This window comes from Vescimonas sp. (genome assembly GCF_057856985.1).
Map to the genome: position 1 here is coordinate 1 of NZ_DBLZXX010000032.1, position 11,752 is coordinate 11,752.

General features: G+C 61.5%; 12 protein-coding genes and 1 riboswitch. All 12 genes read right to left on the reverse strand.

The window, feature by feature from the left end:
• On the reverse strand, positions 1-593 hold a 593-nt coding region (cobJ, locus tag ACZM22_RS10850), incomplete at its 3' end, for a precorrin-3B C(17)-methyltransferase (protein WP_489544079.1).
• A complete protein-coding gene (locus tag ACZM22_RS10855) occupies positions 586-1,596 on the reverse strand; it encodes a cobalt-precorrin 5A hydrolase (protein WP_489544080.1) in 1,011 nt (336 codons plus the stop codon). The genes cobJ and ACZM22_RS10855, both read right to left, overlap by 8 nt.
• Positions 1,593-2,348 carry a precorrin-4 C(11)-methyltransferase gene (cobM, locus tag ACZM22_RS10860; RefSeq protein WP_489544081.1) on the reverse strand — a complete coding sequence of 252 codons (756 nt, stop codon included), beginning with the start codon at positions 2,346-2,348 and terminating at the stop codon, positions 1,593-1,595. Before cobM ends, ACZM22_RS10855 begins: the two co-directional genes overlap by 4 nt.
• 2 nt (positions 2,349-2,350) lie before the next feature.
• Positions 2,351-3,478, reverse strand: a complete 1,128-nt coding sequence (gene cbiD / locus ACZM22_RS10865) for a cobalt-precorrin-5B (C(1))-methyltransferase CbiD (protein ID WP_489544082.1) — start codon at positions 3,476-3,478, stop codon at positions 2,351-2,353.
• 3 nt (positions 3,479-3,481) lie between these two features.
• Positions 3,482-4,105 carry a precorrin-8X methylmutase gene (locus ACZM22_RS10870; RefSeq protein WP_489544089.1) on the reverse strand — a complete coding sequence of 208 codons (624 nt, stop codon included), beginning with the start codon at positions 4,103-4,105 and terminating at the stop codon, positions 3,482-3,484.
• Positions 4,105-5,451, reverse strand: coding sequence for a cobyrinic acid a,c-diamide synthase CobB (locus ACZM22_RS10875; RefSeq protein WP_489544083.1), 1,347 nt, complete (start codon positions 5,449-5,451; stop codon positions 4,105-4,107). Before ACZM22_RS10875 ends, ACZM22_RS10870 begins: the two co-directional genes overlap by 1 nt.
• Before the next feature lie 9 nt (positions 5,452-5,460).
• Positions 5,461-6,147 carry a precorrin-2 C(20)-methyltransferase gene (cobI, locus tag ACZM22_RS10880; protein WP_489544084.1) on the reverse strand — a complete coding sequence of 229 codons (687 nt, stop codon included), beginning with the start codon at positions 6,145-6,147 and terminating at the stop codon, positions 5,461-5,463.
• Between the two features lie 11 nt (positions 6,148-6,158).
• On the reverse strand, positions 6,159-6,926 hold the full coding sequence (locus tag ACZM22_RS10885; protein WP_489544085.1) for an ABC transporter ATP-binding protein: 768 nt from the start codon (positions 6,924-6,926) through the stop codon (positions 6,159-6,161).
• Between the two features lie 2 nt (positions 6,927-6,928).
• Positions 6,929-7,942, reverse strand: a complete 1,014-nt coding sequence (locus ACZM22_RS10890; protein ID WP_489544060.1) for a FecCD family ABC transporter permease — start codon at positions 7,940-7,942, stop codon at positions 6,929-6,931.
• Positions 7,943-7,979: 37 nt separating this feature from the next.
• Positions 7,980-9,131, reverse strand: a complete 1,152-nt coding sequence (locus ACZM22_RS10895) for an ABC transporter substrate-binding protein (protein ID WP_489544086.1) — start codon at positions 9,129-9,131, stop codon at positions 7,980-7,982.
• The gene (locus tag ACZM22_RS10900; protein WP_489544087.1) at positions 9,128-9,964 is read right to left on the reverse strand and encodes an iron transporter; all 837 of its coding nucleotides are present in this window, start codon (positions 9,962-9,964) and stop codon (positions 9,128-9,130) included. The genes ACZM22_RS10895 and ACZM22_RS10900 overlap by 4 nt, the downstream gene beginning before the upstream one ends.
• A 74-nt stretch (positions 9,965-10,038) precedes the next feature.
• Complete coding sequence (locus ACZM22_RS10905; protein WP_489544088.1) at positions 10,039-11,232, reverse strand: sirohydrochlorin cobaltochelatase; 1,194 nt, start codon at positions 11,230-11,232, stop codon at positions 10,039-10,041.
• Positions 11,233-11,391: 159 nt separating this feature from the next.
• Positions 11,392-11,566: riboswitch (cobalamin riboswitch) on the reverse strand.
• Between the last annotated feature and the right edge of the window lie 186 nt (positions 11,567-11,752).

The window sequence follows — 11,752 nt, forward strand, 5'->3', positions numbered from 1 at the left end:
CCCTCACGGCCAATATTGCGCACGATGCCGCACAGCCGCTCTCCCGGCAGACGGCGCAGCAGGATATCGCAGGCCCGCTTCAGGTGGTCGGGTCTGCCGTGGCTGGCGGGGTTGTACAGGGCGATGGTCAGATCCGCCGCCGCCGCGCAGTCCAGCCGCTTTTCGATGGTTTCCCACGGCGTCAGCCGATCGCTGAGGCTGATGACCGCAAAGTCGTGGGTCAGCGGCGCACCCAGCACCGCTGCGGCGCTGCAAGCCGCCGTCAGACCAGGCACCACCTGAATTTCAGGCTCCTGCGCCTCGCCCCGCAGCTCATAGACCAGCGCCGCCATGCCGTAGATGCCGCTGTCACCGGAGCAGACCATGGCGACGGTCTTACCGCTGCGCGCCAGCTCCAGCGCCAGCTGGCAGCGCTCAGCCTCCCGTGTCATGGGGGTGGAGTGAAGCTCCTTGCCGGGGTAGCGATCCCGCACCAGATCCACATACACCGGGTAGCCTACGATGGCGTCACACGCCCGCAGGGCGGTATCCGCCCGAATGGTCATATCCTCATAGCTGCCCGGCCCGATACCTACTACAATTACCTTACCCAAAGCGCACCTCCCAATGCTCCGCCGCGACGGCGACGGTCACGCCGCGGCGCGCTGTTTTTTGTACGATCAGTTTTTCGGCATCCAGCAGCGCCGCCCGCTCACAGACATTGTCCACGCCGGTAACGGAGCAGACGAAGTCGGAGGAAGTGAAGTCACCCGCCACATCCCGCAGCTGCTGCGCCGTGTAAAAATGCACCGGCCAGTTGTTTTTCTCACAGGCGGCCAGCAGGCCTGCCTCGTCCTGCTTCAGGTCGATGGAACAGACGCCGCAGATGGCCGCCGTATCCAGCCCATTTTCCGCGAACACTGTCTGCACCGCACGCACCACCGCCTCGGCGGAGATGCCCCGTCGGCAGCCTACACCTACCCGCAGTACGCGAGGGATAAGCCGCAGGGTGCGGGCAAAGTGCGCCTTTGTACGCCAGCCAATGAAGACGCCCAGCGGGCCGCTCTCCCCGGCAAATGTACCCTCCGGCAGGGGGGCGGGCAGAGAAAACTGGCTGCAAAGGGGGATATCCTCCTCTAAGATCGCCGCCGAAACCGCCTTGGCAAGCCCCATGTCAGAGATGACGCAGCCGTGTCGGGCAGCCCATGCGTCCACGGAAAATTTGCCGCGGACATCGGTGGCGGTGGTGACCACCGCCGTGGCCCCCAGCTTTTCCGCCAGCTTCACCGCCAGCGCGTTGGCGCCGCCGATATGGCCGGAGAGCAGGGGGATCACAAACCGCCCCGCCTCGTCGATGCAAACCACCGCCGGGTCGGTTTTTTTGCTTTTGACATAGGGGGCGATCTCCCGCACGGCGATGCCGCAGGCCCCCACAAAAATCAGTGCGTCCACGGAGGAAAAGCTCGCGCCATATACCGCCTTGTCCAGCGGCAGAAAGCCCGGCTCTTCAAAACGCGGCATGGTATAGCACATCCATGCCTCATCCGGCAGCGCCGCCAGTATCCGCCGCGCCGTGGCGCAGCCACCGCGGCTGAAGGCAAACAGGGCGGCTCTCATTGCGCCCCCTTGCGGAACTCCGTTGTAAAGTTGGGGTGATACAGCAGTGAGCGCAGATAGGTGTCACCCAGACAGTTACCCACCACGATCAGCGAGGTCTTGGTCAGACCGTTGCCTGTCACCGTCTCGTGGAGCGTCCCCACCGTGCAGCGGAAGATATGCTCCTCCGGCCAAGTGGCCTTGTAGACCACTGCCGCCGGGGTGTCAGTTGTATAGCCTCCCGCCAGCAGCTCGGCTTGCAAATGCTCCGTCAGCGAGGTGCTGAGAAACAGCACCATGGTGGCCTGATGGGCTGCCAGAGAGCGGATGGACTCCCGCTCCGGTACCGGCGTGCGGCCGGGAGCGCGGGTGATGATGACGGTCTGGCTCACATCGGGCAGGGTGTACTCCGCCCGCAGAGCCGCCGCCGCGCCGCAGAAGGCGCTGACGCCGGGGCAGACATCGTAGACAATGTCCCGCTTTTCCAGCTCGTCGAACTGCTCCCGCACCGCACCATAGATGCTGGAATCTCCCGTGTGCAGACGCACCGTGGTCTTTCCCTCCGCCTCCGCCTTCTCGATGAGGGCGATAACCTCTTCCAGCGTCAGCTTGGCGCTGTCGTGGATCTCGCAGCCCTCCCTGGTGTAGTCCAGCAGCGCCGGATTCACCAGTGAGCCGGCGTAGATCACCACGTCGGCCTCGTCCAGCAGCTTGGCGCCTCGGACGGTGATGAGGTCGGCAGCGCCGCTGCCCGCTCCCACAAAATGTACCATTGTCAGTCCTCCTTTATCCGGCGCAGCAGCTTGGATGCGCCCTTCGTCTCACAAAGATAGCCATATTCCTTGGAAAAGAGGATGGCTCCCGTCTCTATATCACTGCATTTATAGTGCATCATGTCGTCAATGCGCCCGGCCAGCCGGTGCAGCACTGCGTCATAAAGTCCCTGCTCCTTCAACAGCCGCAGGGCGTCGTCACAGGTGGCGCAGCGGAGCAGCTCCTCCGCTGCCGCCGCGCCCAGTCCCTCTGCGGCGGCACAGGCCGTCAGGATGTCCATGCGGCAGTCGCCATAGCGGGAGTGGGTGTTCCACATACCGCCCGCCAGCTTTACCAGCTTGCCGATATGACCGATGAGCAGCGCCCCTCTGAAGCCCAGCTCCCGGCACATCTCCAGCGCGTCGCCGATGAAGTTGGAGGTCATCACCGCCGTGGCGGGGTCGATGCCCATGGTGCCCTTGATATAGTCTACGCCGTAGTTGCCGGGGGCAAGCAGTACATAATCCGCGCCGCCCTCCCGCCGCTGCCGCAGCTCTACATGGATGGTGTCCACCAGCGCCTGCTCACTCATAGGCTCTACGATCCCCGTGGTGCCTAAGATAGAGATGCCGCCCTCAATGCCCAACCGGGGATTGAAGGTCTTTTTCGCCAGCGTCTCGCCATCGGGAGCGGAGATTACCACATACAGGCCGCCGGTGTATCCGAACAGGCCGCAGACCTCCTCCACGGTCTCCTGGATCATCCGGCGGGGTACAGAGTTGATGGCCGCCGCGCCCACCGGCTGGTCAAGACCCGGCTTGGTTACCCGACCTACGCCCTGTCCGCCGTCGATGACAATACCAACAGTCTCTGTTTTCCGCACCTCGGCATAGATCAGGGTGTCACGGGTGATATCCGGGTCGTCGCCGCTGTCCTTCCGGATGGCGCAGCGCACACAGTCCGGGGACAGATAGATGTCCTCCACCGCCAATGCCAGCTCCATGCCCTTGGGTGTCAGCAGGCGAATGGACTCCTTTTTGCTGCCGCTCAGCAGCATCCATGCGGCGGCCTTGGCTGCCGCCGCGGCACAGGAGCCGGTGGTGTAGCCCAGACGGAGCTTTTTTCCGTCCCGTATGATAAATTCCTTCATGACCTACCGCCTGATCTGGTAGAGCATGGCGTTGCAGATGGCCGCCGCCACGTTGCTGCCGCCCTTGCGGCCCCGGGACACGATGTAGGGCGCGGCAGCGGCCTCGATGATGCGCTCCTTGCTCTCCACCACATTCACAAAGCCCACCGGTACCCCGATGATGAGGGCGGGACGGAGCTTGTCTGCCTCCATCAGTTCCTCCAGCGAAAAAAGTGCCGTAGGGGCGTTGCCGATGGCGAAGATGCAGGGCTTGGGCAGGGCTGCTGCCCGCTCCATGGATACAAAGGCCCGGGTCACACCGCGCTCCTTAGCCTCCGCCGCCACGTCTGCGTCCGACATGAAGCAGTGTACCTCTCCGCCCAGCGAGGCGAGGATCGTCTTATTGATCCCGGCCTTGGCCATCTGGGTATCGGTCACAATGTCGCAGCCCGCCCGCAGAGCGGCGATGGCCTTTTGCACCGCGTGGCCGGAAAAGGCCAGATTGTCCACATAGTCAAAATCCGCCGTGGTGTGGATGACCCGTTTGATGACCAGCTCATTTTCCGGGTCCAGCCGCCGGTCGCCCAGCAGCTCTGTGATGATGGCGAAGCTGCGCTTCTCAATGTCCATAGGCTTCATTTGCTCCATCATAGCGTCTCCTTTCTGCAAGCCGCCAAAAAGCGCTGTGCCATGACAGGCTTGGCGTAAAAATGGAAGTGGGGAAAACCCGCGTACAGCGTGTCCGTGGCATACGCACAGCGCCACTGCTTTCCGGAGGGCTTTTCCGCCCCAAAAGCATCGCCGAGCTGTGGGGTGTCCCAGTGGTGGAATTCATGCATCGGCACCTGCTCTCCGGCGCGGCAGAGGAGATTGTCCTCCCGGGCCGTGGCGGTGATATAGCCGAACCGGGTCAGCTTCCCCGTATCAAAGCAGTCCCCCGGCAGCGCACCCACCATGGCGCGGCCTGCGATGGACTGCGTCAGATACATGAAGCTGCCGCACTCGGCGATACAGGGCATCCCCGTGTGTACAGCGTCTCGGATTTGCCTGCGCAGGGCGTGGTTTTCCTCCAACTGCGCCGCGTAAAGCTCCGGGTAGCCGCCGCCCAAGTACAGGCCCTGCACACCGTCGGGGAGCTTTTCGTCCGCCAGCGGGCTGAAGGGTATCAGCTCCGCGCCCAGCTGCCGCAGCAGGTCGAGGCTGTCCTCATAGTAAAAGCAGAACGCCCGGTCGCGGGCCACGCCGATCCGCACCGGCGCGCCCTTTTCCGGCAATACCGGCGGCGTGAAGTCCAGCACTGGCGCATTGTGGGCGATCTCCAGCAGCGCGTCCAGCTCCAGCGTCTTTTCCGCCGCCTCCGCCAGCTGCCGCAGCTTCTCCCGCAGATCCGCCACCTCGTCCGCTGTCACCAGCCCCAGATGGCGGCTCTCCAGCGCGCACTCTGGCAGCCGGGGCAGATAGCCGCAGGCGCGGACGCCCAGCCGGCTTTCCAGCTCCCGCGCCAGCGCGCTGTAGCTCATGGCACTGCACCCGTTCAGAATGACGCCCTGCACGTTGTTGTCCGGCGCAAAGTCCAGAAAGCCCTGCACCGCCGCCACAACGGACAACGCCGCCCCCCGTGCGTTCACCACCAGCACCACGGGGCTTTCCGTTTCCCGCGCCGTCTCATAGGTGCTGGCGCGGGTGGATGTCAGCCCCAGACCGTCATAATAGCCCATGACCCCCTCAATCACCGTGATATCGCAGTCCTGACCGTTGTGAGCCAGCAGATAGCGCATGGTGTCGCGGTCAAAAAAGAAGCTGTCCAAATTGGAGCTTTTCGCGCCGATAACACGGCTGTGGAACATGGGGTCGATGTAATCCGGGCCGCATTTCGCCGCGCCTACCCGCAGACCCCGCGATACCAGTGCCTGCAAAACGGCGCAGGTGACGGTGGTCTTGCCGCAGCCGCTGTTGGTTCCGGCAAGCACCAGCCGGGGCACTCGTCTCTGCATAGTGTCCTCTCAATCCGCCACAATGGTGGCAAAATAGCTGATCTCCTCCGGCAGCTGCCGCAGGTCGGTATAGACCTGCTCCGTCTCCAGCCCGCAGTCCGCCACCATCCCGGCACGCGCTGCAAGACCGTGCCTTTCCAGCGCGTCCACCGTCTCGCGGATGGCTCTCCCGGACTTCATCAGCACCTTCGTCCCCGGCAGCGCCAGCGCGCTGTCCAGCTCGGCACTGCCCGGCAGGATGTGGAGAGGCTCCTCCATGCGGGTGAGGCTGCGCCCCAGCCGCGCCGCCACGGCGCAGAAGCTGGTGACACCGGGACACATGACCACCTCGAACCCGTCAGAGCGGACGCGCTCTAAAATATAGTACGCCGTGGCGTACACGGATACGTCGCCCAGATTCACCATGGCAACGTCTCGCCCCGTCGTCAGCTCCGCCTCGATGGCACCTGCCGCCGTGCGGTAGCTCTCCTCCCGTACCGCCGCGTCATGCGCCATGGTGAAGTCCAGCGGCAATATGGTCTTTCCCCGCATATCCACCGCGCCTCCGGCGATGTCCAACGCCAGCATCCGACCGGCCTTGGTTCGAGGGGCCGCTATAACATCACACACCTCCAGAACCCGACACGCCTGCCGGGTCAGCAGCTCCGGGTCGCCGGGACCCACGCTGACGGCGTAAAAAACACCCTGTTTTTCCATGATGGCACTCCTTACGGCACGAATTCCAAACTGTCGAAGCAGGGGTCGTACTTCCCGTGCTCCATCTGGTACAGCTTTGCGATATATGCGCGGGTGAAGATCTCCTCCGGCGGGCCGATGCGGTCGATCCTGTCGCCCGCCACGCACACCACGGTATCGGAGATGCGCTCTGCCAGCTCCAGCTCGTGGAGCGACAGCAACACCGCCAGATCGTTCTCCCGCACCATGCGCTTGAGCACCGTCAAAAGCTCCAGCTTGTAGCGGATGTCCAGAAAGCTGGTGGGCTCGTCCAGCACGATGATCTCCGGCTCCTGACACAGGGCCCGGGCCAGCAGGATCCGCTGGCGCTGCCCATCGCTGATGGCGGAGAAGGGCCGGTCAGCAAACTCCATGCCGCCTACCTGCTCCAAGGAGCGCTCCACGATGGCCTGATCCTTCGACTGCAAAATGCCCAGCCGGCCTGTGTAGGGATAGCGGCCGCTGCTCACTACGTCCCGGCAGGTCATCAGCTCCGGCTCCATGCGCGCCGTCATCAGAATGGCCATGCGCCGGGCGATCTCATTGCGGCTGTGCGCCTCCATGGCCTTTCCATCCAGAAACACCGTGCCGGACACCTTGGAGAGTTGGCCGATGATGGTTTTCAATATGGTGGATTTTCCCGAGCCGTTGGGGCCTATCAGCGTGACGATCCTGCCCCGCTGCACATGGAGGGCGATGTCCTCGATCAGCGGCTTGCCGTGGTAGCCCACGGTCAGGTCTTTTGTTTCCAGATATGCCATACTCACGCCGCCTTTCTGTGGATCATCATGTAGATCACGATGGGTGCGCCGAATACCGCCGTGACGGAGCTGATGCTCACCTCTGTGGGGGCAAAGGCGGTGCGGGCGATAAGGTCGCAGAACAGGCAGAACACGCCGCCGCCTAAAAAGCAGGCCGGGATCATACACAGCGGCTCCGCCGATTTGAACAGGGACTTCATCAGGTGCGGCACTGCGATGCCAACAAAGGAGATGGGGCCGGCAAAGGCCGTGACGCAGGCGGACAGCACACTGGACAACAGGATCAGCGCCGTCCGGAAGGCCCGCAGGGGGACGCCCATATTCTGGGCGTAGACCTCGCCCAACTGGTACGCCCGGATGGGCTTGGAAAGCAGGAAGGTCAGCAGCAGCGTGATGCCGCAGACAACGGCCATAGTCTTTACGTTGTCCCAGCTCATGCCGGAGAAGGAGCCGAGAGACCAGTTGTGCAGATTCACGATGCTGGAATCGTCGGCAAAGGTCACGAGAAAATCCGTCAGCGCCGAGCAGATATAGCCGATCATCACGCCGCAGACCACCAGCAGGCTCATGCGCTTGACCCGCTGGGAGATCAGCAACACGAAGCCCATGGATACCATAGCTCCCACGAAGGCCGCCGCGATGAGAATGGCGGAGGAGGTGGTCTTGCCCCGGCTCAAAAGCACCAGCATGGCCACGCACACCGTCATCTTTGCGCCGGAGGAGATGCCCAGCACGAAGGGGCCTGCGATGGGGTTATGGAAAAAGGTTTGCAGCAGATAGCCGGACAGGGACAGCGCTCCGCCCAGTATCAGCGCCGAGAGAAGCCGGGGCAGACGGATCTTCACGATGATCTGGCTCTGGGTAAAGCCCACATCGCCCCCCAGCAGAATGCGCCATATCTCAGACGCGGAAAGCGAAACGCTCCCCGCGAAAATATTCCAAAGTAAAAATGTGAGTAAAAGCAGGAGGAGCAGCAAAAAGCTGCCCCAGATGCGAAGTGTTCGGGTCTTGTTCATGCTGCTCCTCCCTATTATCTGCCAAAGCAGGATTCCATCAATGCAGCCGCGTCAAAAAACGGAAGGATGCATCCTGCGATTCGGTCAGTGCATGGTTGATATCCAAAATAAGGTCGCTCAGCTCCAGCGACTCCTGATAGAAGTTTTTGGTCAGGCACCACACATTACCGCTCTTGACGGCCTTGAAGTCGGCCATCAGTGGATCCAGTGCCACCAATTCGTCCAGCGTGTGCAGCTCACCATCGATGATGCTGTTGTAGATCAGCACATCGGCGTCCACTGCACCGTGGTAGAAGGATTCCATCTGAATGTTGATGGTGGACTGGGCGTTGTCCTCCGCCGATTCATCGAAGGAGACATAGTCTCCGCCTGCGATGGTGACGCACTTCGCCACATAGTCCGTGGACTTGCGGACGTTTACAGCGCCGCTGCTGGTGATGTAGAAAAACGCCACAGTCTTGCCGGTGGGCTGCTGCTCCAGTACGTCCGCCACGCTGTCCATCTTCTCATTAAACAGCGCCTCGGCCTCATCCTCCTTGTCCAGCAGCGCCGCGTACAGCTTGATCCACTCCATCCGACCCAAGGGCTGGGTCTCGTAGCTGGATGTCTCCACCAGCACGGGGATGCCCAGCCGCTCCAGTTGCTCCAGCACCGCCGGAGAGTGATAGATCATGGTGTTTTCCACCGCCAGATCACAGCCCTGCGACAGGATCAGCTCATAATCCGGCTCGGAGTACTTGCCGGCGTATACCAGCGCTCCGCTGTCCATGGCGTCCTTGGCACGCTGGATATACCAGTCTGTCTGCTTTTTACCGCTGAGGGTGATGCAGTCGATGGCGTTCAGCTTGTCGAAGTAGTCCATGGCAGCGGCGGCTACCAGATAGATCTGATCCAGCGGCTGGTGCAAAACAGTGACGCCGGAGGGTGTTCCGTCAGGCACCGCCGCGCCCTCCGCTACCAGCAGGTACACCCGGTCGTTGTTGATGGTGATGCGCTTGTAGCTCTCTCCGGCATACTCTACGGTAAACTGCTGGGCATAGCGCAGGGGCATGGTACGGTCAAAGACCAACTCATCCCACGATATGGAGGCAGTTTGTCCATCTGTTTTGGCAGGGGCGTCTGCCGTGCCGCAGGCACAGAGGGACAGTATCAGCAGCAGCGCCAGTACCGCGGCGGTCAGCCGTTTCACTGGGCTGCCTCCACCGCCGTGGTGGAATCAAAGGTCAGAGTGTACTCGATCTCGTGGGGGGTGCTCATGGCGGTGGTGTCGCCGATCACCGTCAGCGGGGTATCCAGCGCCCGCACGGGGATCTCGAAGGTGGAGCCGCCCTCGGTGGTGAGGACATCGTAACGCTGGCCATCCACCAGCATATAGTCATACTTCTCACTGCTCCACACGATGGTGGCGGTGGCAGCGCCGTTCTCCACCTTCAGGGTGCAGGGAGTCAGCACATGGGATTTACCGGAGCCGCCCTCAAAGCCTACCTCAATGGTGTAAGTGCCGTCCGCCAATGCGATGGCGGCAGCGTCATCGCCGTCATCCTCCTTCAGAACAGGGTTGGAGACGGAAACCTTGTGGTCATACCATACGCCCTTCTTGCCGATGAGGGCCACGTCGAACTCCGTGTCCAAGGCGGGCACGGGGATGTCAAAGCCGTTAACCTCCTCGGACAGACCATCGGGATAGGTGACGGTATCCTTGGTGGGCTGTAGCAGCACGGCACCGTCCTTCTGTGCGTCCTCCTTCAAACCGGGGAACAGATTCACGATGCTGGTGGAGGCGAGGCTGACGTGAATGGTCATCTGCCCGTCCTTCACGGTCAGTACGCCCTTGCCGTCGCAGGTCTCGTTGGCGTGGAACATACTGCTGTCGGTGTTGAAATCTGCGGTGTACACGCCGTCCGCCAGCGCGGGCTCGGCGACATCGCCGCCGTTGTTGTCATCTGTTTTCTGCTGTCCGCAGCCTGCCAGCAGCGATGCCGTCATCAGCAGTGCCAGCAGACAGGAAAGAAACTTCTTCATTTTTATGTGTCCTCCTTGCTCTGAAAAAGGCTCCGAGGCGATAATATACCGCCCCGGAGCCAAGTCAGTCCTTGTTACGCGATAGCGTCGATGGCAGCCTTGGTGTGTGCCACGTAGAGAGCCTGCACGTCCGCGATACGGCCCAGACCGGAGATCTGGCAGTTCACGGTGAGACCGGCGGCCTCAAACATGGTCTTCCAGGAATCCTCGTCCGCACCGGCCATGTCGTTGTTGGCGTGGTCGCCCGCCACGACCATCAGGGGACGCAGCACCACGGTGGTGTAACCGGCTTCCTTGACAGCTGCGATCACGGCCTCGCAGGAGGTGTCCTCGGGCTCGCCCTCCACGGTGCCGATGAATACGTTCTCATAGCCCAGCTTGTCCATCTGGGTGGCCATCTGGCTGTAAGTGACCTTGGCCACATGAGCCGTACCGTGGCCCATCAGCACATAGGCAACACCGGCCTCCTTGGCGGCGGCGGTGGACTCGTAACCGCTCTCGCTCAGAGCAGCGGCGACGACGGCCTTGGCAACGGCTTCCTTGTCGGCGTTGATGACGGTGGCATCGTTGCCCACCTCACCCAGCATGGGCTCGGCGATCTCAACGGACTCGAACTTGTCACGAACCTTGTCGATGGCGGCGCACATCTCATCGTACTCAGCACCGTGCATCAGATGGGTGGGCTGCACCACCAGCTGCTTCACGCCGTTGGCGACAGCGCGCTCCAGAGCCTGCTCCATGTTGTCGATCTTCTCGCCGTCACGGGCCTGGATGTGGTTGATGATGATCTGAGCGGTGAAGGCACGGCGCACGGACCAATCGGGGTTGGCCGCCTGCAGGGCGTCCTCAATGCTCTTGATGTCGGCTACGCGGCTGTCGTTGTAGGAGGTGCCGAAGGACACCACCAGCAGCTCCTTCTCGCCGATCTCATCCTGGTTGCGGGGATCGTCCTTGGACGCGTCACCGGTGTCCAGACCGAAATAGTCGGGGCTGGCTTCCTCGCCCTCCACCAGTGCCTTCTGGGCATCGGTCAGGGCGTCCCAAGCGGCCTTGGCGGCCTCGCACTGGGCGTCTGTCTCCTCAGTGCGCTCCTGCACGTAGATGGCGTCGATCAGCGCAGCGACCTTGTCGGCGGCGGCCTGATCAGCCTCGGCGGTGGACACATCGTTGTTGTCCTTGGTGTCATCGGCAACGTCCTTGTTGCCGCAGGCGGTCAGCATGCTCATGAGCATCACTGCCGCCATGAGAAAGGCAAGTGCTTTCTTCATGGGGAATCTACCTCTTTCCAAATTATTTGTTCTGAAAGAAATATAAAAGCGGCTGTGTCTCACACAGCCGCCCTCGGTGCTTCTTACTACATATACATCCGCGCGGTGACCCGCAGCGGATCATAAGTTCGTAGGAAAACCAACCCGTTGGCAGCAGGTTTGAGATTCCACACAGAGGCAGGTCTCCTGACTTCGTTCGTCACGGCATTGCCCTTCCCAGTTTCCCAGTGGATTGCAAGGCCGCTCCCGTACACAGTGACTGCATCGCTCCGGATTCCCACCGGATTCCCTTTTCATCTGCTTTTGAGCAGACACCTCTGTGCTACAACTTTATATTTTTTCAGACAGTGGGATTATATCACATTTTGTCGAATTGTCAATCCGTTCTGATGGTGGGGCTGTCTAAAATCTGATGTGGGATTTTTTATTGATTTGATAGCGGAAAATCTTCTTATAAGCCCTCATAAATGTTTAAGACACCATGAGAAAATGGCTTAAAATCAAGGTTTTCCGCATATCA